Source organism: Enterobacter sp. UPMP701 (assembly GCF_053709515.1).
Genome location: NZ_JBSKJN010000001.1, coordinates 526,907 through 552,359, shown reverse-complemented (window position 1 = coordinate 552,359; position 25,453 = coordinate 526,907). Strand labels below are relative to the sequence as shown.

The 25,453-nt window shown below is 55.1% G+C and carries 28 protein-coding genes; 15 read left to right on the top strand and 13 right to left on the bottom strand.

Annotated features, from left to right (window positions below):
• Positions 1–76: 76 nt before the first annotated feature.
• Positions 77–682 (top strand): glutathione transferase GstA, encoded by a 606-nt coding sequence (gene gstA / locus ACWKXT_RS02715; protein ID WP_454531584.1) that lies wholly within the window; start codon positions 77–79, stop codon positions 680–682.
• A gap of 59 nt (positions 683–741) precedes the next feature.
• Here the strand turns inward: gstA and pdxY are convergent, their stop codons facing one another.
• The 5 genes from pdxY to anmK form a co-directional block, all read right to left on the bottom strand.
• A complete protein-coding gene (gene pdxY / locus ACWKXT_RS02710) occupies positions 742–1,602 on the bottom strand; it encodes a pyridoxal kinase PdxY (RefSeq protein ID WP_454531583.1) in 861 nt (286 codons plus the stop codon).
• 66 nt (positions 1,603–1,668) lie between these two features.
• Positions 1,669–2,943: a tyrosine--tRNA ligase gene (tyrS, locus tag ACWKXT_RS02705; RefSeq protein ID WP_023311370.1), complete on the bottom strand. Its 1,275-nt coding sequence runs from the start codon at positions 2,941–2,943 to the stop codon at positions 1,669–1,671.
• Between the two features lie 125 nt (positions 2,944–3,068).
• Complete coding sequence (pdxH, locus tag ACWKXT_RS02700; RefSeq protein WP_454531582.1) at positions 3,069–3,725, bottom strand: pyridoxamine 5'-phosphate oxidase; 657 nt, start codon at positions 3,723–3,725, stop codon at positions 3,069–3,071.
• 57 nt (positions 3,726–3,782) lie between these two features.
• On the bottom strand, positions 3,783–4,106 hold the full coding sequence (gene mliC / locus ACWKXT_RS02695; RefSeq protein ID WP_024909356.1) for a C-type lysozyme inhibitor: 324 nt from the start codon (positions 4,104–4,106) through the stop codon (positions 3,783–3,785).
• A 93-nt stretch (positions 4,107–4,199) separates the two neighbouring features.
• The gene (gene anmK / locus ACWKXT_RS02690; protein WP_454527025.1) at positions 4,200–5,324 is read right to left on the bottom strand and encodes an anhydro-N-acetylmuramic acid kinase; all 1,125 of its coding nucleotides are present in this window, start codon (positions 5,322–5,324) and stop codon (positions 4,200–4,202) included.
• 255 nt (positions 5,325–5,579) lie between these two features.
• On the opposite strand from anmK, the gene slyB reads away from it, so the two are divergent.
• Positions 5,580–6,047: an outer membrane lipoprotein SlyB gene (gene slyB, locus ACWKXT_RS02685; RefSeq protein ID WP_080327315.1), complete on the top strand. Its 468-nt coding sequence runs from the start codon at positions 5,580–5,582 to the stop codon at positions 6,045–6,047.
• Between the two features lie 199 nt (positions 6,048–6,246).
• Positions 6,247–7,608 (top strand): MASE4 domain-containing protein, encoded by a 1,362-nt coding sequence (locus tag ACWKXT_RS02680; protein WP_454527026.1) that lies wholly within the window; start codon positions 6,247–6,249, stop codon positions 7,606–7,608.
• 39 nt (positions 7,609–7,647) lie between these two features.
• On the opposite strand, the gene slyA is transcribed toward ACWKXT_RS02680, so the two are convergent.
• On the bottom strand, positions 7,648–8,088 hold the full coding sequence (gene slyA / locus ACWKXT_RS02675) for a transcriptional regulator SlyA (protein WP_021241135.1): 441 nt from the start codon (positions 8,086–8,088) through the stop codon (positions 7,648–7,650).
• A 186-nt stretch (positions 8,089–8,274) separates the two neighbouring features.
• On the opposite strand from slyA, the gene ACWKXT_RS02670 reads away from it, so the two are divergent.
• Genes ACWKXT_RS02670 through ACWKXT_RS02660 form a run of 3 tightly spaced genes read left to right on the top strand, consistent with a single transcriptional unit; the run spans position 8,275 to position 11,407 of the window.
• Positions 8,275–8,511: a DUF1656 domain-containing protein gene (locus ACWKXT_RS02670; protein ID WP_454527027.1), complete on the top strand. Its 237-nt coding sequence runs from the start codon at positions 8,275–8,277 to the stop codon at positions 8,509–8,511.
• Positions 8,512–8,513: 2 nt separating this feature from the next.
• The gene (locus ACWKXT_RS02665; protein ID WP_454531581.1) at positions 8,514–9,374 is read left to right on the top strand and encodes an efflux RND transporter periplasmic adaptor subunit; all 861 of its coding nucleotides are present in this window, start codon (positions 8,514–8,516) and stop codon (positions 9,372–9,374) included.
• Positions 9,374–11,407, top strand: a complete 2,034-nt coding sequence (locus ACWKXT_RS02660; RefSeq protein WP_454531580.1) for an FUSC family protein — start codon at positions 9,374–9,376, stop codon at positions 11,405–11,407. Before ACWKXT_RS02665 ends, ACWKXT_RS02660 begins: the two co-directional genes overlap by 1 nt.
• Here the strand turns inward: ACWKXT_RS02660 and sodC are convergent.
• The 3 genes from sodC to ACWKXT_RS02645 form a co-directional block, all read right to left on the bottom strand.
• Positions 11,386–11,904, bottom strand: a complete 519-nt coding sequence (gene sodC / locus ACWKXT_RS02655; protein WP_454531579.1) for a superoxide dismutase [Cu-Zn] SodC — start codon at positions 11,902–11,904, stop codon at positions 11,386–11,388. The two genes, ACWKXT_RS02660 and sodC, sit on opposite strands and share 22 nt — an antisense overlap.
• Positions 11,905–11,984: 80 nt before the next feature.
• Positions 11,985–12,881: an aldo/keto reductase gene (locus ACWKXT_RS02650; protein ID WP_454531578.1), complete on the bottom strand. Its 897-nt coding sequence runs from the start codon at positions 12,879–12,881 to the stop codon at positions 11,985–11,987.
• A gap of 48 nt (positions 12,882–12,929) precedes the next feature.
• Positions 12,930–13,169: a DUF1289 domain-containing protein gene (locus ACWKXT_RS02645; protein WP_454531577.1), complete on the bottom strand. Its 240-nt coding sequence runs from the start codon at positions 13,167–13,169 to the stop codon at positions 12,930–12,932.
• A 149-nt stretch (positions 13,170–13,318) separates the two neighbouring features.
• Between ACWKXT_RS02645 and eptA the strand changes: the two genes are divergently transcribed.
• The 5 genes from eptA (at position 13,319) to rnt (ending at position 17,990) form a co-directional block, all read left to right on the top strand.
• Entirely contained in the window at positions 13,319–14,944 is a 1,626-nt protein-coding gene (gene eptA, locus ACWKXT_RS02640; RefSeq protein ID WP_454527033.1) for a phosphoethanolamine transferase EptA, read from the top strand.
• 41 nt (positions 14,945–14,985) lie between these two features.
• On the top strand, positions 14,986–15,585 hold the full coding sequence (locus ACWKXT_RS02635) for a TetR/AcrR family transcriptional regulator (protein WP_454527034.1): 600 nt from the start codon (positions 14,986–14,988) through the stop codon (positions 15,583–15,585).
• Between the two features lie 53 nt (positions 15,586–15,638).
• Positions 15,639–16,736 carry an N-ethylmaleimide reductase gene (gene nemA, locus ACWKXT_RS02630; protein WP_454531576.1) on the top strand — a complete coding sequence of 366 codons (1,098 nt, stop codon included), beginning with the start codon at positions 15,639–15,641 and terminating at the stop codon, positions 16,734–16,736.
• A gap of 100 nt (positions 16,737–16,836) precedes the next feature.
• A complete protein-coding gene (gene gloA, locus ACWKXT_RS02625; protein WP_013096923.1) occupies positions 16,837–17,244 on the top strand; it encodes a lactoylglutathione lyase in 408 nt (135 codons plus the stop codon).
• Positions 17,245–17,339: 95 nt separating this feature from the next.
• Positions 17,340–17,990 (top strand): ribonuclease T, encoded by a 651-nt coding sequence (gene rnt / locus ACWKXT_RS02620; RefSeq protein WP_454527035.1) that lies wholly within the window; start codon positions 17,340–17,342, stop codon positions 17,988–17,990.
• Positions 17,991–18,035: 45 nt separating this feature from the next.
• Here rnt and grxD read toward each other — a convergent pair whose 3' ends face one another.
• Complete coding sequence (grxD, locus tag ACWKXT_RS02615; RefSeq protein WP_454531575.1) at positions 18,036–18,383, bottom strand: monothiol glutaredoxin 4; 348 nt, start codon at positions 18,381–18,383, stop codon at positions 18,036–18,038.
• A gap of 338 nt (positions 18,384–18,721) precedes the next feature.
• On the opposite strand from grxD, the gene ACWKXT_RS02610 reads away from it, so the two are divergent.
• Together ACWKXT_RS02610 and sodB are read left to right on the top strand one after the other, a co-directional pair.
• Positions 18,722–19,495, top strand: a complete 774-nt coding sequence (locus tag ACWKXT_RS02610) for a C40 family peptidase (RefSeq protein ID WP_080327328.1) — start codon at positions 18,722–18,724, stop codon at positions 19,493–19,495.
• Between the two features lie 122 nt (positions 19,496–19,617).
• On the top strand, positions 19,618–20,199 hold the full coding sequence (sodB, locus tag ACWKXT_RS02605; RefSeq protein ID WP_454531574.1) for a superoxide dismutase [Fe]: 582 nt from the start codon (positions 19,618–19,620) through the stop codon (positions 20,197–20,199).
• 38 nt (positions 20,200–20,237) lie between these two features.
• Here the strand turns inward: sodB and ACWKXT_RS02600 are convergent, their stop codons facing one another.
• On the bottom strand, positions 20,238–21,404 hold the full coding sequence (locus tag ACWKXT_RS02600) for an MFS transporter (protein ID WP_217479701.1): 1,167 nt from the start codon (positions 21,402–21,404) through the stop codon (positions 20,238–20,240).
• 162 nt (positions 21,405–21,566) lie between these two features.
• The gene (cydH, locus tag ACWKXT_RS02595; protein ID WP_020688313.1) at positions 21,567–21,656 is read right to left on the bottom strand and encodes a cytochrome bd-I oxidase subunit CydH; all 90 of its coding nucleotides are present in this window, start codon (positions 21,654–21,656) and stop codon (positions 21,567–21,569) included.
• A gap of 297 nt (positions 21,657–21,953) precedes the next feature.
• On the opposite strand from cydH, the gene purR reads away from it, so the two are divergent.
• Complete coding sequence (gene purR, locus ACWKXT_RS02590; RefSeq protein ID WP_014883552.1) at positions 21,954–22,979, top strand: HTH-type transcriptional repressor PurR; 1,026 nt, start codon at positions 21,954–21,956, stop codon at positions 22,977–22,979.
• 17 nt (positions 22,980–22,996) lie between these two features.
• On the opposite strand, the gene punR is transcribed toward purR, so the two are convergent.
• Complete coding sequence (punR, locus tag ACWKXT_RS02585; RefSeq protein WP_454531573.1) at positions 22,997–23,908, bottom strand: DNA-binding transcriptional activator PunR; 912 nt, start codon at positions 23,906–23,908, stop codon at positions 22,997–22,999.
• Positions 23,909–24,022: 114 nt separating this feature from the next.
• Between punR and punC the strand changes: the two genes are divergently transcribed.
• The gene (punC, locus tag ACWKXT_RS02580) at positions 24,023–25,222 is read left to right on the top strand and encodes a purine nucleoside transporter PunC (protein ID WP_454527039.1); all 1,200 of its coding nucleotides are present in this window, start codon (positions 24,023–24,025) and stop codon (positions 25,220–25,222) included.
• The last annotated feature ends 231 nt before the right edge of the window (positions 25,223–25,453 follow it).

Here is a 25,453-nt window from a genome sequence, read left to right as displayed (position 1 = left end):
GCTAATGTATTAGCGGCTTTTTTTTTACCCGTTCGCGCACTAACATAGCTACAACCTCAGCAAAAAGGAGTTACCGATGAAACTGTTCTACAAACCGGGCGCGTGCTCTCTTGCTTCCCATATCACCCTGCGCGAGAGCGGCAAAGATTTCACGCTGGATGGCGTTGATCTGATGAAAAAACGTCTGGAAAACGGCGATGATTACCTTGCCATAAACCCGAAGGGACAAGTTCCGGCGCTCCTGCTGGATGACGGTACTCTGCTGACCGAAGGTGTGGCGATTATGCAGTTCCTGGCGGACAACGTACCGGATCGTCAGCTCCTTGCCCCTACCGGCAGCATTGCACGCTATAAAACGCTGGAGTGGTTGAACTATATCGCCACCGAGCTGCACAAAGGCTTTACTCCCCTGTTCCGCCCGGATACGCCGGAAGAGTACAAACCTACCGTGCGCGCGCTGCTGGAGAAAAAACTGCAGTATGTTAACGAATCGCTGAAAGACGACCAGTGGATTTGCGGTTCGCGTTTCACCATTGCTGATGCGTATCTGTTTACCGTTCTGCGCTGGGCGCGCGCGGTGAAACTGAACCTGGAAGGGTTAGATCATATTGCGTCGTATATGGAACGCGTCGCGGCACGCCCCGCGGTTGCAGCGGCGCTGAAGGCGGAAGGGTTGAATTAATCCGAGCGCTCTGTATTGCCGGGTGGCCTGCGCTTACCCGGCCTACGCTATCCCTGCTCTTACAATTGGGTTGCGCTGAAATAATGCTCGGGCTTCGCGATACGATCCTGCGCTGCCACCACCTGCAGCTCATATTCCTGCATGTTTTTCGTCGCCATCATAATTTCATAAACGGCTGCGGTCACATGCTCAAGCGCATCCCGCAGAGCCGTCCCCTGGAGCAACTTCACCAGCAGCAGGCCGCTGGTCACATCACCCACACCCACCGGTTGACGCATGCCGAAATCCACCAGCGGCCGGCTGATATGCCATGCTTCATCTTTCGTCACCAGCAGCATCTCAAAACGGTCTCTGCTCAACCCTGAGCGGGCGAGATGTTTTACCAGCACAATCTCTGGCCCCTGGGCTATGAGCTCGCGAGAGGCACTTACCGCCTCTTCTACGCTGTTAACCGGATGCTCGCAGAGGATTTCCAGCTCAATGAGGTTAGGCGCGATGATGTCGCTGGCCGGCAGCGCATGGCGAACGTGGAACTCCGCTACCCCTGGCGCAACGATGCACCCTTTCTCCGGGTGGCCCATGACGGGGTCACAGAAGTATTTCGCTGCCGGGTTTGCCGCTTTCACCTGACGCACGATCCCGAGGATATGTTCCCCCTGCTCTGCTGAGCCGAGATAGCCGCTCAGTACAGCGTCACAGCGTTTGAGCTGATCGATATCCGCAATACCTTGCACGATGTCTGTAAGGTGTGAAGGTGGCATCACGCAGCCGGCCCATTTGCCATATTGCGTGTGGTTAGAAAACTGCACGGTATTGAGGGGCCAGACGTTGGCACCGAGGCGGCGCATCGGGAATTCCGCAGCGCTGTTGCCAGCATGTCCAAACACAACGTGGGACTGAATGGCGAGGATGTTCTTCATCTTTTTCTTACCAAACCCTGAAAAAACAAAAAGGGCGTGGTTTCCCACGCCCCTCGAGACTTTTACTTACTTCCAGCAGACCAGACAGTAGTTTTTCTTACCACGACGCAGCAGCGTGTAGCGGCCATACAGACGATCGCCGTCAACGAAGGTGTATTCCGGGTCAGCCTGCTTCTCACCGTTGATGGTGATGGCGTTAGACGCGATGGTTTTACGCGCCTGACCGCGAGACGGCTGCAGCTCAGAATCCACCAGCGCCTGCATCAGATCTGCACCTTTTTCCATCTCAACCATCGGCACGCCGTCCTGCGCCAGCTGTTCGAAGTCCGCTTCGCTCAGATCGCTCAGCGTACCGTTGAACAGGCTTGCGGTAATGCGTTTCGCCGCAGCCAGACCTTCTTCACCGTGGACCAGTTTGGTCACTTCATCCGCCAGAACGTACTGGGCACGAGGCGCTTTACCGCTGTTCTTGTCTTCTTCTTCCAGCGCATTGATTTCTGCAATGTCCATGAAGGTGAAGAACTTCAGGAAGCGATAAACATCGGCATCCGCCGTGTTGATCCAGAACTGGTAGAATTTGTACGGGCTGGTTTTCTTCGGATCGAGCCACACCGCGCCGCCTTCGGTTTTACCGAATTTGGTGCCGTCGGCTTTGGTGATCAGCGGAACGGTCAGACCGAAGACCTGATTCTGGTGCAGACGACGGGTCAGGTCGATACCGGAGGTGATGTTACCCCACTGGTCAGAACCGCCAATCTGCAGGGAAACGCCGTGCAGTTTGTTCAGGCAGGCAAAGTCATAACCCTGCAACAGGTTGTAAGAGAACTCGGTAAAGGAGATACCCTGGTCGTCACGGTTCAGGCGCTGCTTCACGGCCTCTTTGTTAATCATCTGGTTAACAGAGAAGTGCTTGCCGATGTCACGCAGGAAGGTCAGCACGTTCATGCTGCCAAACCAGTCGTAGTTGTTAGCAGCAATGGCAGAGTTATCGCCACAGTTGAAGTCGAGGAACGGTGCAACCTGCTTGCGGATCTTATCTACCCACTCCTGCACGGTGTCTTCGGTATTCAGTTTACGCTCAGCGGCTTTGAAGCTTGGGTCACCAATCAAACCGGTCGCGCCGCCCACCAGGGCAACAGGCTTATGGCCCGCCATCTGGAAGCGTTTCAGGCATAACAATGGAACAAGATGCCCCAAATGCAAGCTGTCAGCGGTGGGATCGAAGCCGCAATAGAGCGCGATCGGGCCTTGCGCCAGTCGCTCTGCTAACGCTTCCTCGTCCGTCACCTGGGCCACGAGGCCCCGCTCTTGCAATTGTTTAATCAAGTTACTGCTTGCCATCAAATTCTCCATGTATAAACGACTGCACCTTTGCCGGTACACGACTTTTCGCCTGATGCGAAAGGACCATAGAATAAAGCGCCAGCGCGGTGTGCGCTAGCGCTTAAATCAACAAATTTTGGGGATTACGGTGCCAGTCTGTCGATTTTCCAGCCACCGCTGTCGCGCTGGTATAAAAAGCGGTCGTGCAGGCGATGTTCGCCCCCCTGCCAGAACTCGATTTGCTCAATCGGGATGCGGAAACCACCCCAGAAGCTTGGCAGCGGTATTTCACCCTGCTGGAACTTCTGTTTCAGCTCCAGGAATTTACTTTCCAGCACCCCGCGGGCGGAAATGCGGCTGGACTGTTTTGACACCCAGGCGCCAATCTGGCTGTCACGCGGGCGGCTGTGGAAATACTTCACCACTTCCAGCGTCGAGAGGCGTTCCGCTTTGCCTGTCACCATGACCTGACGTTCCAGCATGTGCCACGGGAACAGCAGGCTGATACGCGGATTGTTTTCCAGATGATGCGCTTTGCGGCTGCCCAGGTTGGTATAGAACACCAGCCCTTTCTCGTCATAATGCTTGAGCAAGACGATGCGCTGATAGGGTTGACCGTTTTCATCTACCGTCGCGACGACCATGGCCGTTGGGTCGGCCAGTTTCGCTTCGCAGGCCTGTTTCAGCCAGCGTTCAAAGAGCACGAGGGGTTCAGCGGGAAGATCCTGGCGACGCAGGCCGCCTTTGGTGTATTCACGGCGCAGATGCGCAATTTGCTGCAGTTCGTCGTTATCTGACATGGCGTTAACTGACATTGAGAGTGGGTGGCGCTATTGTGCGCCGCCCCTGTAAAAATCTCAACGCTTCGGATTTTCAAGCTGGCAATTGTTCAGCACAATGCGGTCGCGTTTGTAGACCGTGGCGCTGTCGCCTTTTGACCAGAAGACATAGATACCGTCGGAATAACGGGCACCGGAAGCCGACATGCCCTGCTTGAGGGTCAACAGTTTATTGTCGTAAACAAAGCTGGCTTCCTGGCGCGGGTTATTCAGCTTCACGGTCAGCGGTTTTTCATCACAGCGATACTCCAGCGTATCGGTCTGCATGCGCTCAAGGAACTGATTGTAGACGCTGCATCCTGACAGCAGTAAAGGCGCAGCAATAAGAAGAAGTTTTTTCATGGGCGTATTCCGAAGACTTTCCTGGTCCTGGAGGGCATGACTGCCCTCCTGTTTCGTTCCATTCTAACGATGACACGCGGCGCTGGAATTCAGTTAACTCTGATTATGACGCGGATTTGCCGGGAAAATCGCCCCGAGGACGCTGGCCTCGCGCGCGCCGGTGACCGAGGGCAAATTGCCCGGCAGTCCAGCTATGGTGCGCCAGGCAAGCCAGGCGAAAGCCAGCGCTTCCATATCGTCACCGCTGATGCCAGCCTCATCCGTCGTGGTCACCTCGGTGCCCGGCAGCAGTCCGGCAAGACGCGCCATCACCAGCGGATTGCGGCTTCCCCCGCCGCACACCAGCAGGCGTTCGCAGCCGCCGCTGAGCAGCACTTGCTCGGAAATCGATACGGCCGTTAATTCTGCAAGCGTCGCCTGGACGTCCTGCGGCGCGAGTGCCGGGAACAGCGCCAGCTGGCGCTCGAGCCAGCCAAAGTTGAAGTACTCCCGCCCCGTACTTTTCGGTGCCGGTAAGGCAAAATAAGGATCGCTTAACATGGACTGCAGCAGCGGAAGGATCACCTTCCCTTCGCTCGCCCACTCGGCGTTTTTGTCATACGGTTGGCCGCACTGCCGCCAAATCCAGGCATCCATTAACATATTTCCCGGGCCGGTATCATAGCCGCGAACGGGCTGGCCCGGAATAAGCATTGAGAGGTTTGCAATGCCCCCGATATTGAGCACCATGCGGCGCTCTGAAGGATGCGCCAGCAGCGCCTGATGGAAGGCAGGCACCAGCGGCGCGCCCTGGCCGCCAAGCGCAATATCGCGGCGGCGAAAATCCCCGACGACCGTTACGCCGGTCTTCGCCACAATCTGGTTGTTATCGCCGATTTGCATCGTATGCGGCGCGTCGCCAGTCGGCTCATGCCAGACCGTTTGTCCGTGACACCCGATGGCGACCACATCCTGCGGACGAAGATGTTCTTTTTGCATCAAAGCCTGCACCGCATCCGCAAACAGCGCCCCCAGGCGAACATCGAGTCGACCAAGCTGGGAGAGAGTCAGCTGCTGCCCCTGACAGATACTCAGAATATCCTCTTTCAGCGAAATGGGGATTGGCCAGGTCAGGCTCGCCTGCTGCGCCACCATGTTTTCATCAATGGCGGCCAGAACGACATCAACCCCATCCAGACTGGTGCCTGACATCACACCAATGTAGCGACCCGATTTCATGCGCTTTCCTTACGTTGCGTGGGCTAAGGTTATCCACTCAACCATAAACAGCGCTGCTTTGCCATCCGGCGATAATATTTTTTAACAATGTCATGCGGGTAAGCCGGGCGGATCCTGTTTATGTCTCGTTAAGTTAAATTCAAGTACAATTTTCTTATTGTTAGTGCAAAGATATGAACTATGGCCCTTTATGCCATATAATTTAGCCATAACGGATGCCCCCGATTGGGCGTTTTTGGTGAACAGGAGATTCAAATGATTTTACGTGTACTGGGCGTTTCGCTAATTGGTTTAACCCTGGCTGGCTGTGTTAATGACAGTTCGCTCTCTGGCGACGTTTACAGCGCTTCTGAAGCGAAACAGGTTCAGAGCGTGACTTACGGTACCGTTGTTAACGCTCGTCCTGTACAAATTCAGGGTGGCGATGATAACAACGTGATGGGCGCAATCGGCGGTGCCGTTCTGGGTGGTTTCCTGGGCAATACCGTTGGCGGCGGCACGGGCCGTTCTCTGGCGACCGCAGCGGGCGCCGTAGCAGGTGGTGTCGCGGGTCAGGGCGTTCAGGGTGCGATGAACAAAACCCAGGGCGTAGAGCTGGAAATTCGTAAAGACGACGGCAGCACCATTATGGTTGTTCAGAAACAGGGCAACACCCGCTTCTCTGCCGGTCAGCGTGTCGTGCTGGCGAGCAACGGCAGCCAGGTTACCGTTTCTCCGCGTTAATTAAAAATGGATGTGGTCAGCTGACCACATCCATTTACAATATATATCACCCTCACAAATATATTTACAAAATATATTCACCACACCTATTATTTACCACGGCATATATTGTTTCTGCGCAAAGTATTTAGCGTACTAATTGATTAAACTCTTCGCAATCCTCTTACCTTCATTCATTATAATGTCGTTAAAAACGTATATGCTTGCAAATCGTCGTTCTCTAAAGAGTCGTTATATCGCGTTCTGCCTCGGTTGTATTGTTGTCATCGGGATATTACAAGCGCTCTATTTAAAGGTCGTTGAATGGGTACCTTCCTTTTCACCGCTTTTATTCCCTACGCTCACCATTTTTCTGCTGGTGTTCCACCTGTTTATTGCCTGTTTCATGGTGATGAAATACTGGTGTGACAGAAAACGGCTGTATCTGGTGGCCTTTGCCTTCGCCTTTGCGGGCTCCGCGTTGCTGATGCTCGGAACGCTCTCCAGCTTTCCCGCCTGGCTGGACCTTTACCAGTTCAACGTCGTGAACTACAACGATGCGATGATCTACTATATGTTCCGCCATCTCTTAATGGCGGTACTCATCATCGTTGCGGCAATACTCTATACCACGCGCAATTATCCCCTTTCACGATTGGCACATATAGCGATTGTAAGCGGTGAGTTTCTCTTTACGGCCTGTGCGGTGGGGTTGGCCTGGATCTATTCCAGTCATTCATCATTCTTATCAATTGACCTGGTTGATAATGAAACGCGTCAGTTTATGGTTCTCTGGAGCCAGTTCATTAATATTCTATTAATTGCTCTGTGGCTGGTGACATTAGCAGCGCTGATGTTTATTACGCGCGTACGCAATTTATTCTGGGTGGGCGGTAATTTTTTGTGCGTCTGCTATATCGTCACGCTCTCAATGCTATTGATGGGTGGACATGCCGAAGGTATCTCCTGGTATCGCGCCCGCTTATTTGAAACTGTCGCCACGCTGATCATTATTTTTGTGCTGCTCTATGATGTCTTCAGGTTGTATCGTGACTCCCATTTGAAATATCAGCAGTCATATCAAAATTCGATTCGCGATCCGCTCACGCGCCTTTATAACCGCAGCTATTTTTATGAATCGTTAAACCAGGCGCTGGACATCGCCAAACCCAGCCGCCCGGTTTCGGTTATCGTCAGCGATCTCGATCGTTTCAAACGTATCAACGATAACTACGGCCATCTGCAGGGAGATAAAGTCCTGCAGTTTGTCGCCAATCTGCTGATGGACTCCGTACGCCCCCAGGACATCGCAGCGCGAATCGGCGGTGAAGAGTTTGTCCTGATGCTGGCAAACACCTCCGCAGAAGACGCATATCAGGTGGCGGAACGCATTCGGTTGAAGCTAAGCGGTTTTGATAAAATTAGCAGCGAGGGTCAGTTACCAGAGCCGATTACCATCAGCATGGGGGTGTTTACGGCAACCTCCTCGTCGGTAAGCGCAGAAGAGTGCGTGGAAAGTGCCGATAAGGCGATGTATGAAGCAAAAGAGACAGGCCGTAACCGCGTCGTTGTCTTTAAGTAAAAAAATAAGGCCTTGCAGTTGCAAGGCCTTGTTGTCTGGTCAGTCGCGAGACTGTAGCTCGTGAATGTTTTGCTCAAGGCGCGCTATGAGGCTGATGAGCATTTCAAGCTCCGCCGGTGAAACGCCTGAAAGGATTTCACCGCGCGTTTTGGTGATCACCGCTTCCATTTCAGTGATGATAGGCGCCGCTTTCTCAGTGAGCTTAATGCGCTTGGCGCGACGATCGCTGGCGCAGGTCTGCCGGGAGATCAGCCCCTTTTCCTCAAGCTGGTCAAGCGTACGCACCAGCGAAGGCTGCTCAATACCTATCGCTTTTGCCAGTTGAATTTGTGACTGGTCAGGCGGCAGCTGATGAATGTTGTGCAGCGTGACCCAATGCGTCTGTGTCAACTCCAGAGGTTTCAGGCGATGGTCAATCAGAGCACGCCAGACGCGTACCAACCTTGCCAGATCAGAACCTAATGGCGATTCCAATTTCATCTCCTTATAATTAGCTTGCTAAGTTATTATACTGATTTTAGAATAGTGTGCAGCATTTGTATTGGCAAAACAAATGCAATACTGCATTCATCGAACTCAAAAGTATGACTTACACTGAATTGTGATGCTTCCTCATACTCAGACAAGCCATCGCGGCATTCTGTTCACTGCAAAGGATTTCTGCCTGTGATCTTTTTTCATCGCTCAGAAGGTTTCTCCCTTCAGGACCTGATCTTCGGTGCGTCAGTCTACTTTCCTCCCCTGTTTAAAGCCGTGCTGGTGGGCTTTGTTCTCTGGCTCATCGCGCATAGATTGCTTCGCGACTGGATGTACTCCGGCGAAATCTGGCATCCCATGTTGATGGATCTCTCCCTGTTTGCCCTATCCGTATGCCTGGGCCTTGCTGTTTTGACTGCGTGGTGAATATGTCCCTGAAAACGCTGAAGTACTTTTCTACTCTCTTTGTGCTTGCCCTCGCGCTGGTTGCGGGCTGGTGGCTGTGGAACTTTTATATGCAGTCCCCCTGGACGCGTGACGGCAAAGTTCGCGCTGAGCAGGTCAGCATCACCCCGCAGGTATCGGGCACTATCACGACATTGCTGGTTAAAGATAACCAGTTCGTGAAAAAGGGAGAGGTTTTATTCCGTATCGACGATACTCCGTATCACATTGCGATTCTGAATGCCCAGGCACAGCTCGCAAAAGCCCAGTCTGATTTAGCAAAGGCCAATAACGAAGCAAACCGCCGCCGCCACCTGTCGCAAAACTACATCTCCGCGGAAGATTTAGACACCGCTAATATCAATGTTAAGGCGGTGCAGGCGAGCGTCAACGTGGCGGAGGCAACGCTGAAGCAGGCGCAGTGGGAGCTCGCGCAAACCGTGATTACTGCGCCTGTCGATGGGTGGGTGACCAACCTCTCCGCCCGCGTGGGTAACTACGCCACTACCGGTCAGCCGGTTTTTGCTCTCGTCGACAGCCACTCGTTCTACGTGGTGGGCTATTTCGAAGAGACCAAACTTCGGCATATTCGCGAGGGATCGCCAGCTGCTATTACGCTTTATAGCGGCTCGCAAAAGTTACAGGGTCACGTATCCAGCATTGGCCGTGCCATTTACGATCAAAGTGTCGAAACGGATTCCGGCCTGGTGCCGGACATCAAGCCGAACGTGCCGTGGGTACGTCTTGCTCAGCGCGTTCCGGTACGCGTGGAGTTTGACCGCTTACCCCAGGACATTACATTGGTATCGGGCACCACCTGCACCGTCTCCATCGGAAACCATTAATGAAGCTGTCGGCGCTCTCCTGGCAAAATACGCCGTGGATGAAGGCCACGCGTCCACAGTGGCGCTACGCGTTGCGTAATGGCATAGCCATGTGTCTGGCGCTAAGCGTCGCCTATTACCTGAACCTGGACGAGCCCTACTGGGCGATGACCTCTGCGGCAGTCGTGAGTTTCCCCACCGTGGGCGGGGTGATCAGCAAAAGCCTGGGCCGTATTGCAGGTAGCCTGCTGGGTGCCACCGCGGCGTTAATTATCGCGGGCCATACCCTGAACGATCCGTGGCTGTTCCTGCTGAGCATGGCGGCATGGCTGGGATGCTGTACCTGGGCCTGCGCGCATTTTACCAATAACGTCGCCTATGCTTTCCAGCTGGCGGGCTATACTGCGGCCATTATTGCCTTTCCAGTGGTGAACGTGCTCGACACCACCGAGCTGTGGGACATCGCTCAGGCCCGCGTCTGTGAAGTGATTGTCGGGATCCTCAGCGGTGGCTTCATGATGATGATCCTGCCCAGCACGTCCGACGGCACTGCGCTTATTACCGCACTGAAAACCATGCATACCCGCCTGCTGGAACATGCCAGCCTGCTGTGGCAACCCGATACCAGCGATAATATTCGACTCGCCCATGAAAAGGTCATCGGGCAGATCCTGACCATGAATCTGTTGCGTATTCAGGCTTTCTGGAGCCATTACCGTTTTCGCCGTCAGAACACCCTGCTTAACTATTTGCTGCATCAGCAGCTGCGCATGACCAGCGCCATCTCCAGCCTGCGCCGGATGCTGCTCAACTGGCCGACGCCACCCGAAAATACCCGTGCCGTGATCGAGACCCTGCTCGCGGCGCTCGCGCGCCCGGATGCGGACATCTACACCGTCGCGAGGATCATCGCCCCGCTCGCGCCGGTGGATGAATATGATTATCGCCATCGCGCCTTCTGGCAGCGGCTGAATTACTTTTGCCGGTTATATCTGCGCAGCAGCCGCTGGATTAACGCGGTTGAGAATGCCACCCCGGTCACGGAGTTTAACGTTCCAGGCAGCCCCGCTCTCGCACGTCACACCGATTATCTGGAAGCGCTGTGGAGCGGTTTTCGCACCTTCTGCGCACTGATGCTGGTGGGGGCGTGGAGCATCACCACACAGTGGGGATCCGGTACGGCCGCCCTGACGCTTGCCGCTATCAGTTGCGTGCTTTACTCCGTCGCGGCCTCGCCGTTTAACTCGCTTACGCTGCTGCTACGCACGCTTGTTTTGCTGTCACTGTTTAGTTTTGTGGTGAAGTTTGGTCTGATGGTGCAGATAAGCGATCTGTGGCAGTTCCTGCTGTTTCTTTTTCCACTGTTAACCACCATGCAGCTACTCAAGCTGCAAATGCCGAAGCTTGCTGGGCTCTGGGGACAGCTGATTGTCTTTATGGGCTCGTTTATCTCCGTGACGAATCCGCCGGTGTATGATTACGCCGATTTTCTTAATGACAACCTGGCGAAAATCCTTGGCGTGGGGCTGGCGTGGCTGGCCTTCGCGGTGTTGCGCCCCGGCTCAGATGCGCGCAAAAGCCGCAGGCATATTCGGGAGCTGCGCAGAGGGTTTGTCGACCAGCTCAGTCGCAAACCGCATCTGCGTGAAAGCGAGTATGAATCGCTGGTGTATCACCACGTCAGCCAGCTAAATAACAGTCAGGACGCGCTTTCCCGCCGCTGGCTGCTGCGCTGGGGCGTGGTGCTGTTGAACTGCTCTCACGTGGTCTGGCAGCTTCGCGCATGGGAAACGCGCTCGGATCCGCTGTCGCAGGTGCGTGACGTTTGCCTCTCCCTGCTGCGCGATGTGATGAGCGAGCGCGGCGTTCAGCAGCGGCCTCTGGAGGCCACGCTAGCTGAACTACAGCGCATCTGCGATACCCTTGCTCGGCATCACCTGCCCGCAGCCCGTGATTTAGCCTCGATAATCTGGCGCCTGCACTGCTCGCTGTCGCAGCTGGAACAGGCACCACCACCGGGAACGATTGGAGATCAGATTACGCCGCAGGCATAGCGGGCCCCGCCGCCGCCAAGCGGTTTAGGCTGATCGGACATGTTATCCCCGCCCACATGGATCATCAGCGCTTTGCCTTTGACCTCATCCAGCTTTTTCAGCCGCGGGGCCACGACCGGATCCGTGGCCTTACCGTCATTGTTCACCACCAGCACCGGGAGATCGCCAAGGTGTCCCATACCGTCTGGCCCTTCATGTTTGCCTGAGTTCTGCGGATCGAGATGCCCCCCGGCTGCTTCCGCTGCCGACGGTTTACCTTCTTTCATGGCTGGCTGACAGCTTCCTTTGGCATGGACGTGGAAACCATGTTCGCCGGGTGGGAGAGCTTTGAGATTGGGTGCGAATTCCAGCCCTTTGTCGGTCTCAGTGATTTTCACTGTACCGATGGACTGACCCACACCCTGTGAGGTAACGAGATTCATTTCTACTTCGTCGCTGGCTGCCTGCGCCCCTGCGCAAACAACCAGCGTGACCAATGCCAGAGCAAAACGCTTCATATGACCTCCGCTGGTTATTTTTTGCCCCTTAAGTGTATACCAGGGGCACAGATTTCACCGGAAAGTCACCCTCTTGCGGTTTAAGGCACGTCGTAACCCAGCGCGGCCTTGCGAATGCGGAACCACTGCTGGCGGGTCATCTGCAGCTCTTCGGCTGCCAGGGCAGAACGCACGCGTTCAATTTTTCCTGAACCAATAATCGGCAGCGGTTTGGACGGCAGACGCAGTATCCAGGCGTAAACCACCTGTTCAATGCTCTGGGCATTCAACTCGCGGGCGATGGTTTCCAGCTCGTTGCGCAGCGGCTGGAACTCATCATCATTGAACAGACGTCCGCCCCCCAGGCACGACCAGGCCATCGGGCGAATGCGCAACTGCTGCAGCTGGTCGAGAGTGCCATCCAGCAGCAGCGGCTGATGCACCGGGGAGATCTCAACCTGGTTCGTGGCCAGGGTAAACGGCAGACGAGACTGGAGCAGCGTAAACTGTGCCGGGGTAAAGTTTGAGACGCCGAAGTGACGCACTTTCCCGCTCTGATGCAGGCTCAGGAACGCTTCCGCCACCTCATCGGCATCCATCAGCGGATCCGGACGGTGAATTAACAGCAGGTCGATACGATCAGTTGCCAGATTAACCAGCGACTGCTCGGCGCTCTTGATGATATGCACGCTGTCGGTGATGTAATGACCGAGGGCATGTTCAGGTTTTGCCGTGGTGGCAATGCCGCATTTGGTGACTATCTCCATGCGATCTCGGAGTGCCGGAACCAGCCTGAGCGCCTCGCCGAAGGCGGCTTCACACTGATAGCCACCGTAAATATCCGCATGATCGACGGTGGTAATGCCTAAATTGAGGTGCTCTTCAATAAAACTCGCCAGCTGGAGGGGGGACATATTCCAGTCCATCAGGCGCCAGTAACCCATGACAAAACGGGAGAATTCTGGCCCCTGTGGGGCAAGGGTAATTCGCTGAACCATAACATTTTCCTCAAGGACGTGATGCCATGAGTATACGCAATTACCGTGTTAAAACAGTGAAGGTTGCTGCGGTTCTGCGGTCTCAGAGGCTTTGTTTGCGCGGATTTTGCGCAGAAAACGCTGTCGGCAGAGCCGGAGCACCTCCTGCTTTTGCGTGTCGCTGAAGTTTTGCCAGTTAAAACGTTCATCACGCGTGCGCATACACCCACGGCAATATCCGCGTTCATCCACCTGACAAATCCCCCGGCACGGGCTCTGGATGGGGAAAAACTCCAGCTGCTCTGCCACACTCACCTCCGGTTAACCAATCTCATCTACAGTGAAGACGCTAAACTCGCCGCGTGCAAGGGCTTTACCACAGTTTTGTGGCATTAAGGTTTCACTAATCTTCCCTCTCTATACTCGCCACATCATGACAATGACAGGTTTACCGATCGATGTGGTTAAGTAAAAAGTTACAATGTAACGACATAAAATTTACTCTGGGCTGTGCACTCTTCTTTACTCTGCTTAACGGGCTATTTATCCAGCGCAGCTGGGCCATTATTGCCCCTGCTCATCTGCACGATGTTCTCTTCGCTGCATCCGTGCCGGTGGTGCTGTTTTGTGGCTGGGTCATTGTGTTTAGCCTGCTCAATATCCCTTATATCCGTAAGCCGCTGCTGATCGTCTTAACCGTCGGGTGCGCCGCGGCGACTTATTTTATGTTTACCTACGGCGCGGTCATCGATCAGAACATGATTGTGAACGTGTTCGAAACCAACTCCCAGGAAGCCACCGCTCTGGTGACCCCGCAGATGGTTCTGTGGATTGTTATAGCCGGTCTGGTTCCATCCCTGGTGCTGGCGCTGACCCGCATTCGTACCGGAAAATGGTGGTACGCCCTGCTGACGCGCGTTGCCGCGATGCTCGGTGCCCTGCTGGTGATTATCCTTATCGCCGCCGTGTTTTATAAAGATTACGCATCGTTGTTTCGCAATAACAAAAGCATCGTCAAAATGGTCACCCCGGCGAACTATGTCAGTGCCGTCGTGAAATACAGCAAGATGCGCTGGTTTGCCGGCGATCAGACGCTGGTGCGAATTGGTGAAGATGCACATAAAGGGCCGCTGATTACGGGTCAGCAAAAGAAAACCGTTCTGGTGCTGGTTATCGGCGAAGCGTCGCGCGCAGCGAACTACTCCCTGAATGGTTACGGCCGTGAAACCAACCCGGAACTGAAAAAGCAGGATGTGATTAACTTCCCGCAGGCCTCCTCGTGTGGTACTGAAACCGCCGTTTCCGTGCCCTGCATGTTCTCCGGCATGACGCGCAGCAAATACGATGCCGACCTGGCTCGCCACCAGGAAGGGCTGCTCGACGTGCTCAACCATGCAGGCGTCAACCTGCTGTGGCGCGACAATGACGGCGGCTGTAAAGGTGCCTGCGACCGTGTGCCCCATACCGACATGACGCAGTGGAAGCTGGATCAGTTCTGCAAAGACAAATCCTGTATTGACGATGTGAATTTCTACCGTCTGGACAACGTGCTGGATGGCGTCAAGCAAGATACGGTACTGGTTATCCACCTGATGGGCAGCCACGGTCCGGCGTACTATCGCCGTTACCCGGACACCTTCCGTAAGTTCACCCCAACCTGCGACACCAATGAGATTCAGGATTGCGATCATCAGGCGCTGATGAATACCTATGACAACACCATCCTGTATACCGACAGCATGGTCAGCAAAACCATCGATGCGCTGAAGGCCCGTCAGGCGAACATGAACACTGCGCTGATTTATCTCTCGGATCACGGGGAATCGCTGGGCGAAAGCGGTATTTATCTGCACGGCACGCCGTATATGCTGGCGCCGGAGCAGCAGACGCATATTCCGTTTATGTTCTGGCTGTCACCGGATTATGCGAAAAACTTTGGCATCAACGAACAGTGTTTGCGTGACCATGCAGCAAAAAATGCGGTTTCGCAGGACAATTTATTCTCGACGGTGCTGGGCATGATGGATGTGAAATCAAAGGTTTATCAGCAGCAGCTGGACATTCTGAACGCGTGTCGCCGGTAAACACGCTTGCATTAGACCGAACGGTCTATTAGAGTGAATCCATGAGCAGAAATACTGAACACGATACCCGCGAACATCTCCTGGCGACCGGCGAACTGCTGTGCATGCACCGTGGTTTCACCGGTATGGGGTTGAGCGAGCTCTTAAAAACCGCTGAGGTACCGAAGGGATCGTTCTATCACTACTTCCGGTCCAAAGAGGCCTTTGGCGTGGCGATGCTGGAGCGGCACTATGCTGCCTACCACCAGCGCCTGGCGGCCCACTTCGCTACAGGTGAAGGTAACTCTCGGGATCGTGTTCTGAACTACTATCAGGAAACGCTGAACCAGTTCTGTCAGCAGGGCATTATCAGCGGATGCCTGACGGTTAAACTCTCTGCCGAAGTGTGCGATCTCTCAGAAGATATGCGTACGGCAATGGATAAAGGCGCAAGCGGCGTTATTGCCCTGCTGGCGCAGGCGCTGGCGAAGGGACGCGAAGAAAAGACGCTCGCCTTCCCCGGCGATCCTTTAACGCAGGCTCAGGTGCTCTACTCTCTCTGGTTAGGCGCCAACCTGCAGGCCAAAATTTCGCGCAGTGCCGTGCCGCTGGAAAGCGCGCTGGCACATGTGAAAAGCAGCATTACTGCGCCTGGCATTTAACAGGCGTTTTTATTTACCCAACTACTAGTCGACTGGTCTACTCAGGAGTCTTTATGTCAGCTGAAAAATTATTTACCCCTTTAAAAGTGGGTGCCGTCACCGCGCCAAACCGCGTTTTTATGGCTCCGCTTACCCGTCTGCGCAGTATTGAGCCGGGTGACATCCCAACCCCACTGATGGGTGAATACTATCGTCAGCGCGCAAGTTCTGGCCTGATTATCACCGAAGCCACGCAGATCTCTGCTCAGGCCAAGGGATATGCGGGTGCGCCGGGTCTCCACAGCCCGGAGCAGATCGCCGCATGGCAGAAAATCACCGCGGGCGTTCACGCTGAAGAGGGTCGCATTGCGGTCCAGCTGTGGCATACCGGTCGTATCTCTCACAGCAGCATCCAGCCTGGCGGTCAGGCGCCGGTTTCAGCGTCTGCCCTGAATGCGAACACCCGCACCTCGCTGCGCGATGAAAACGGTAACGCGATCCGCGTCGATACCAGCACGCCACGCGCGCTGGAGCTGGACGAGATCCCGGGTATCGTGAACGACTTCCGCCAGGCCGTTGCTAACGCCCGTGAAGCCGGTTTCGACCTGGTTGAGCTGCACTCCGCCCATGGCTATCTGCTACACCAGTTCCTGTCACCGTCCTCTAACCATCGTACCGACCAGTACGGCGGCAGCGTCGAAAACCGGGCTCGCCTGGTGCTGGAAGTGGTTGACGCCGTATGCCAGGAGTGGAGCCCGGACCGTATCGGTATTCGCGTCTCCCCAATCGGCTCGTTCCAGAATGTCGACAACGGCCCGAATGAAGAAGCGGACGCGCTGTATCTTATTGAAGAGCTGGCGAAACGCGGCATCGCCTATCTGCACATGTCCGAGCCGGACTGGGCAGGCGGTAAGCCGTACACTGAAGCTTTCCGTCAGAAAGTGCGCGAGCGTTTCCACGGCGTAATCATCGGTGCGGGAGCCTATACCCCTGAGAAAGCCGATGATCTGATTAATAAAGGGCTGATCGATGCCGTCGCGTTCGGCCGCGACTATATCGCCAACCCGGATCTGGTTGCGCGCCTGCAGCAGAAAGCGGCCCTGAACCCGCAGCGCCCTGAAAGCTTCTACGGCGGCGGCGCGGAAGGCTACACCGACTACCCTTCTCTGTAATCTCGCCATTGTTCATTGATAGCGGCGACACTTCGCCGCTATACTAAAACATCGTTTCTGTTCAAAAAGACAGACTATTCCATTAGTTAATGAGGAAATTATGCGCCTACTTCACACCATGCTGCGCGTTGGCGACCTGCAACGTTCCATTGATTTCTACACTAACGTCCTGGGCATGAAGCTGCTGCGCACCAGCGAAAACCCGGAATACAAATACTCGCTGGCGTTCGTGGGTTACGGCCCGGAAACGGACGAAGCGGTCATCGAACTGACCTACAACTGGGGCGTGGACAGCTATGAGCTGGGCACGGCTTACGGCCACATCGCGCTGGAAGTGGACAACGCAGCCGAAGCGTGTGAGCGCATTCGCAGCAACGGCGGTAACGTTACGCGCGAAGCGGGCCCGGTAAAAGGCGGCACCACCGTGATTGCGTTTGTGGAAGATCCGGACGGATACAAAATCGAGCTGATTGAAGCCAAAGACGCCGGTCGCGGTCTGGGCAACTGATCCCGCAGGGCGCAATATGCGCCCGTAGTTTTACTGCATCACCCTGCAAAATTTGCCATAATGCGCACTGCTTTTTCCCCTTGTAAGAGACCCTGATGTCCGATAACGCTCAATTTAGCGGTCTGTGCGACCGTTTTCGTGGTTTTTATCCCGTTGTCATTGATGTAGAAACAGCCGGATTTAACGCTAAAACCGATGCGCTGCTCGAAATTGCCGCCATCACGCTGAAGATGGATGAACAGGGCTGGCTTACACCGGACACCACGCTGCATTTCCACGTTGAACCTTTCGAAGGGGCAAACTTACAGCCGGAAGCGCTGGCCTTTAACGGTATCGATCCGCATAACCCGCTGCGTGGTGCAGTCAGTGAGTATGATGCACTGCACGCCATCTTTAAAATGGTGCGTAAAGGCATGAAAGAGAGCAACTGCAGCCGCGCCATCATGGTGGCCCATAACGCCACGTTCGATCACAGCTTTACCATGGCCGCCGCCGAACGCGCGTCGCTCAAACGCAACCCTTTTCACCCGTTCGTGACCTTCGACACAGCCGCGCTGAGCGGTCTGGCGCTGGGACAAACGGTGCTATCCAGGGCCTGCATTACGGCGGGTATACCGTTTGACGGTACGCAGGCGCACTCCGCGCTGTATGACACGGAGCGCACCGCAGAGCTATTCTGCGAGATCGTCAACCGCTGGAAGCGGCTGGGCGGCTGGCCGCTGCCGATGGGTGACAGCGAAGAATAAAAAAAAGCGACCTTATCAGGTCGCTTTTTTTATTTCCGCAGAAAATTACTCTGCGTCCGGCTCTTCGGCTTTGTACTTCGCAGCCGTCTCTTTGATCAGCTGCTGCAGTTCGCCGCGCTGATACATCTCAATCAGGATATCGCAACCGCCTACCAGTTCGCCGTCAACCCACAGCTGTGGGAACGTCGGCCAGTTAGCGTATTTTGGCAGCTCAGCGCGAATGTCCGGGTTCTGCAGGATATCAACGTAAGCAAAACGCTCACCACAGGCTGACAGCGCCTGAACCGCTTGCGCGGAGAAGCCGCAGCTTGGCAGCTTCGGAGAACCTTTCATATACAGCAGAATTGGGTTTTCAGCGATCTGGCGCTGGATTTTTTCAATAGTGGTGCTCATGTCTTGCTTCCTTTAACTTCTGTTACGGCAGTAGTCTGACATTGTAGCGGGTCAGACTGGCATCGGAAAATAACATTTTCGTCACGTTTATACAGTTTACCGCGACTCAGCAAAAGTTGCATTGCAAATGGTGTTTACCCCTGTGCCCGGCAGGGTTTTGCTTAGGGAGTGAACAATTGTGCGTCAGAACGATGAATTTTTTTGCACTTGCTAACGAAACACGTTTTTAGATTGAAAAATGCTATTAACTTCTCGGGTTTTTATGGATTAGAATCGACGGGCTTTGTAAATCATACGCGGGCATTATTGATGGCCTGCAATTATCAGGGGACTGCCCAGTGGCGCGGATAAATAAAATCTCGATCACGCTCTGTGCTTTACTGTTTACATCACTCTCTTTCACGCCAGCGGCAAACGCCTCTCAGCAGGCGCGGCATTCTGCTGTGCAAAAAAGCCATCTGGTGAAAGCCACAGAGCGTAAGAAAAAGACCAGCAGCAAGAACGACAAGAAAAAAACCACCGCTCAGACTAAACAAACCGCTTCCAGCAAAACGAAAACCAAACCTTCCCGCACAGCCCGCACCGCAAAAAATAAAGCTTCTCAGACCGCCGCAAACCTCGTTACTGAAAAATGCATCGCGCGTAAAGGCCATAAAGCAAAATGCACGAAAGTGACGAAACTGGCAGACGTGCATAAAGTTCGCGTGCAGAAAGCGCAAAAAACGGCGATGAACAAGCTGATGGGGCAAATTGGCAAACCTTATCGCTGGGGTGGCAGTTCGCCGCGCACCGGTTTCGACTGCAGCGGCCTTGTCTATTACGCCTATAAAGATCTGGTTAAGTTTCGCATTCCACGCACCGCCAATGAGATGTACCACCTGCGCGATGCCTCACCTGTTAACCGGGGTGAGCTGGAAAACGGCGATCTGGTCTTCTTCCGCACGCAGGGTCGCGGCACGGCTGACCACGTCGGCGTCTATGTCGGCAACGGGAAATTCATTCAGTCTCCACGCAGCGGTCAGGACATTCAAATCACCTCGCTCAGCGAAGATTACTGGGTACGTCACTACGTCGGCGCGCGTCGCGTCATGACGCCAAAAACCATTCGTTAATCCCTGCCCTGCCGCACCCGCGGCAGGGTAAGTTCCTCTTTTGCATACCCTTTCAATTTGCTATTCTGTCCTTGTTGTCTGTAGGGTTATTGGCAACGCAAAATACAATAAGGAGAGAAGCAATGTCGTTCGAATTACCTGCACTACCGTATGCAAAAGACGCCCTGGCACCGCACATTTCTGCGGAAACCCTGGAATATCACTACGGCAAGCATCATCAGACGTACGTCACCAACCTGAACAACCTGATCAAGGGCACCGATTTCGAAGGCAAAACGCTGGAGGAGATCGTCCGCGGTTCAGAGGGTGGAATCTTTAACAACGCCGCTCAGGTGTGGAACCACACCTTCTACTGGCACTGCCTGGCACCGAATGCTGGTGGCGAACCTGCCGGTGTACTGGCAACCGCCATCAACGCCGCATTTGGCAGCTTTGCGGAGTTTAAAGCGAAGTTTACCGATGCAGCCATCAAGAACTTCGGTTCTGGCTGGACGTGGCTGGTAAAAGAAGCGGATGGCAAACTGGCTATCGTGTCCACCTCTAACGCGGGCACCCCGCTGACCACCAGCGCTACGCCGCTGATGACCGTGGACGTGTGGGAACACGCTTACTACATTGATTACCGTAATGCGCGCCCGAACTACCTGGAACACTTCTGGGCACTGGTAAACTGGGACTTTGTGGCGAAGAACTTCGCCGCGTAAGGATCACGCAGAAGGGGTTACCCTTCTGCGTTTTTTGCTTATTCAGCCGTACAAACCGCTTCTGGCTGTTTACGACCGGACATCATCACCAGCAGCAGGCCGAGCGCGGCAATAATCGCCCCCATCACCGGCACAAAACTGTATCCCAGGCCACCTGAAATCACGGCGCCCCCGGCGGCAGCCCCCAACGCATTGCCGAGATTGAACGCCCCGATATTCACGGAAGACGAGAGACCCGGCGCTTCATGGGCGACGCGCATCACGCGCATCTGCAGCGGTGGAACCACGGCGAAGGTGGCAGCTCCCCAGACGACCATCGCAATCGCCGCGCCGAATTCATTCCGCGCCAGCCACGGGATCGCAATCATGATGACAATCAGCAGGGTTAAGAACCCCTTCAGCGTCCCGCTCACGGAACGGTCGGCAAATTTCCCGCCGAGATAGTTGCCAATTGAGAAGCCGACGCCAATCAGCACCAGCATCGCGGTAACAAAGAGTGGCGTTGCGTGGGTAATGTCGTGCAAGACCGGCGAAATGTAGGTGTAGAGGGTAAACATCGCCCCTGCCCCCAGCACGGTGGTCAGCAGCGCGGAGAGCACCTGCGGACGCATCAGCACCGCCAGCTCTTTACGCACTTCCGGACGTTCGCCGGCGCTGCCTTTCGGCAGGGAGAAGAACAGTGCCACCATCGCGACCACGCCCAGCCCGGCCGTCGCCAGGAAGGACATCCGCCAGCCGATCGCTTCACCCAACCAGGTTGCCGCCGGTACGCCGCCAATGTTGGCAATCGTCAGCCCCATAAACATGGTCGCCACGGCGCTTGCCTGCTTGTGTTTCGGCACAACGCTCGCGGCCACGACCGACCCGAGCCCAAAGAACGCGCCGTGGTTGAGGCTGGTCAGAATGCGCGACAACATCAGGGTGGTGTAGTCCGGCGAAATGGCCGAAAGCACATTGCCGAGGGTGAAAATCGCCATCAGGAAAATCAGCGCATTGCGGCGCGCGCGGTGCGAAAGCAGAAGCGTCATCAGCGGCGCTCCCACCATCACTCCGATAGCGTAGGCGCTGATTAGCATACCGGCGGCCGGGATCGAGACGTCCACGCCCCGGGCGATAACAGGCAGTAACCCCATCGGGGAGAATTCAGTGGTGCCAATCCCAAAAGCGCCAATCGCCAGGGCCAGCAGGGGAAAATTGATTTTCATGCGTCAACTCCGGATGCCGTGTCATGTGGTGACACAGAACAAAGAAGCGGAAAGCATGACATCAATCACAAAAAATGAGAAGTTAACAAAATGGCAAAAGATTTTTGCCAGAGAAGTAACAATCAGGAGATCGGGAGGGAGAAGGCTCTCCCCCCGCGTAAATCAGTGCAGCGCAGCCGTCAGGCCAGCCGCGACAATCAGAGCCAGCACAATAACGGTGGTGAACAGCGAAAACTTCAGATCGGAACTCATCAATTTTTCTCCTTTTAATCCCCCCACGAAAAGTGAGCTTGCTCATTTTTGCACAATTTAGCTCAAAAATCTTCCTGGATTTAAGCTGATAAACACTTTAGCTCTTCCCCTTTTCATCAAGATAGGCCAAAATTCCACGCTAAATTTATTAGCGTACCGGCCATTGACCCCCTCCTGACGTCCCGTGTCGTTTTCCTGGCGTACCGCAATCCAAAATTGCGAGATAAGGGTGAGAGAAGGCAAACGTTTACCTTCAAGTTTTTCAGGAGTTTAGGATATGGTCTGGAGTGACATTTAATGGCAACAATTAAAGACGTAGCAAAACGCGCAAACGTTTCCACTACAACCGTATCACATGTAATTAACAAAACCCGCTTTGTGGCGGAAGAGACGCGCAACGCCGTCTGGGCTGCGATCAAAGAGCTGCACTACTCACCGAGTGCGGTTGCGCGTAGCCTCAAGGTTAATCACACCAAGTCTATTGGTCTGCTGGCGACCAGCAGCGAAGCGGCCTATTTTGCCGAGATCATTGAAGCGGTAGAGAAAAACTGCTTCCAGAAAGGCTATACCCTGATTCTGGGCAACGCATGGAATAGCATAGAAAAACAGCGTGCCTATCTGTCGATGATGGCGCAAAAGCGCGTGGATGGCCTGCTGGTGATGTGCTCCGAGTACCCGGAATCCGTACTGTCGATGCTGGAAGAGTATCGCCATATCCCTATGGTGGTGATGGACTGGGGCGAAGCGCGCGCCGACTTCACCGATTCCGTCATCGATAACGCCTTCGAAGGCGGTTACATGGCGGGCCGTTATCTGATCGAACGCGGCCACCGCGAGATTGGCGTAATCCCGGGTCCGCTGGAGCGCAACACCGGTGCGGGCCGCCTGGCCGGATTTATGAAAGCGATGGAAGAGGCGCTGATTACCGTGCCGGAAAACTGGATCGTGCAGGGTGACTTTGAGCCGGAATCAGGCTACCGCGCGATGCAGCAGATCGTCTCCCAGCAGCACCGTCCGACCGCCGTCTTCTGCGGGGGCGACATCATGGCCATGGGTGCACTCTGCGCCGCAGACGAGCTTGGCCTGCGCGTCCCGCAGGATATTTCCGTGATCGGCTATGACAACGTGCGCAACGCGCGCTTCTTCACGCCAGCGCTGACCACCATTCACCAGCCGAAAGATTCGCTGGGTGAAACGGCCTTCAATATGCTGCTGGACAGGATCGTCAACAAGCGTGAAGAGTCGCAGTCCATTGAAGTTCATCCACGCCTCATCGAGCGCCGCTCCGTTGCGGATGGTCCTTTCCGCGACTACCGTCGTTAATCTTCTTCCGGGGCCAGTCAGTCTGGCTCCCGTAACCATTCCCGGTTAAGCGTTTCGCTGTCACCCAGATAATCCAGCAGCCAGGCCATAGCGGGTGAGACATCATTTTGTTGCCAGGTGAGACAGCAGGCCGCATCCGGGAACGGGTTCTCCAGCGTTAGCTCTATCCACTCTCCGGTGTCGATACGCGGACGCGCAAAATGGGCGGGCACCATGCCTACGCAGAGTCCGGCACTGAGGCACGTCGCCGACGATCCCCAGTCAGGGGCGACAACCCGCCGCTGGTTGTCCAGCAGCCATGTAATTCGCTTCGGCAGTGAACGGGAGGTATCCTCCAGCACCAGCGACGGCCAGCTGCGCAGCGTATCGTCGCTCAGCGGCCCTTCCATCGCCGCCAGGGGATGATCGCTTGCCACCACACATTTCCAGCTCAGCATCCCCATATCGCGAAAGGCGTAACGTCCCCCGACGGGGATCGCCTGGGTCGCGCCAATCGCCATCTCTACCCTGCCGTCCGCCAGCGCATCCCAGACGCCGTTGAACACCTCCTGCGAGACCCGCAGTTCAACGTCAGAGAAATGCCGATAAAAATCGACAATCATCTGCCGGGTGCGCTTGGGCTTAACGATGTTATCCACCGCAATGGAAAGGTGTCCCCGCCAGCCGTTCGCGATCTGCTGACACTGCTCGCGGGTGATCTGCATTTTTTTGATAACAGAACGCCCTTCTTTCAGAAACCACGCCCCTGCGGGCGTTAATTCCACATCACGATGCCGCCGTTCAAACAGCGGAACCGCCAGCCATTCTTCAAGCTGACGTACCGTATAGCTGATAGCCGAAGGGACGCGGTGCAACTCCTGCGCCGCAGCGCTAAAGCTGCCGTTACGCGCGACAGCATCGACCACTTCAAGAGAATAATCTGACCACATTTTCTGCCTGCAAAAAATTTGAATTCACCCGCCAAATATTAGCGTTTCACAAGCGGCTTTGCACTCCCTACACTCAGCGCCAATGTATACCTGCCTCCTCAGGAGAATAAAATAGTGCAACCCAGGAAAGGATTTTTAGTCTGGCTCGGCGGCTTAAGCGTGCTGGGCTTTTTGGCCACCGATATGTACCTGCCGGCCTTCGCCGCGATGCAGGAAGATTTGCAAACGCCTGCCGCGGCCATCAGCGCCAGCCTGAGTTTGTTCCTCGCCGGTTTTGCTTTCGCACAGCTGCTCTGGGGACCGCTCTCGGATCGCTTTGGTCGTAAACCGGTATTGCTGCTGGGGCTGGCCATTTTTGCCGTTGGCTGTCTGGGGATGTTATGGGTGCGCGATGCTACCTGGCTGCTGGTGCTGCGGTTTGCTCAGGCGGTCGGCGTCTGTGCCGCTGCCGTGACCTGGCAGGCGCTGGTCACCGACTACTACCCGGCAAACCGCACAAACCGTATTTTCGCTACCATTATGCCGCTGGTGGGTCTCTCACCTGCCCTCGCCCCGCTGCTGGGCAGCTGGATCCTCGCGCACTTTGACTGGCAGGCTATCTTTGCCACGCTGTTTGCCATCACGCTGGTGCTGATGCTGCCTGCGTTCGCTCTCAAGCCAGCGCATAAAAAAGAGGCGCATGCTGACGCGAAGCCGATTACCTTCACCTCCCTGCTGAGCGCAAAAGCATATCGCGGCAACGTTCTGATCTATGCCGCCTGTTCGGCGAGCTTCTTCGCGTGGCTGACCGGTTCGCCCTTTATTCTGCATGATATGGGCTACAGCCCGGCGGCCATTGGTCTGAGCTACGTTCCGCAGACCATCGCGTTCCTGGTGGGCGGGTACGGCTGCCGCGCGGCGCTGCAAAAATGGGAAGGCCAGCAAATGCTGCCGTGGCTGCTGGTGCTGTATGCGTTGAGCGTCATCGGGACCTGGGCCGTTGGCTTTATTCCGGGCGCGGGTCTTGCCGAAATATTGATTCCATTCTGCGTGATGGCCATCGCGAACGGGGCGATCTACCCTATCGTTGTGGCGCAGGCGCTGCGTCCGTTCCCGCAGGCGACAGGCCGCGCGGCTGCGCTGCAGAACACCCTGCAACTGGGGCTGTGCTTCCTGGCAAGCCTGGTGGTCTCCGCGCTGATTGCCACGCCGCTGCTGACAACAACCAGCGTGATGCTGGTCACCGTCGCGCTGGCGGCGTTGGGTTATCGCATGCAGGCCTCCGCGCAGCGCGCGCAGGACGAGAGCACGCAGGTAGAAACCTCGCATGCCTAATCGCACCAGAAACTATGTTAATTTTCAGTGATTAGGTTGCTAAGAATTTTCTATTGAATCACCAAATTTTGAGGCCTATACTAAATTTGGTTCGATTAAATACGATAAATATTAAGTGTTAACGGGAGCCGGAGTGCTCCCGTTTTACCATGGAAGGCATTTCGGCAAGGGTTATCTCCCTTCCTCTGTTCTACGTCGGATACTAGCCTCGCGGTGTTTACCGTGAGATTT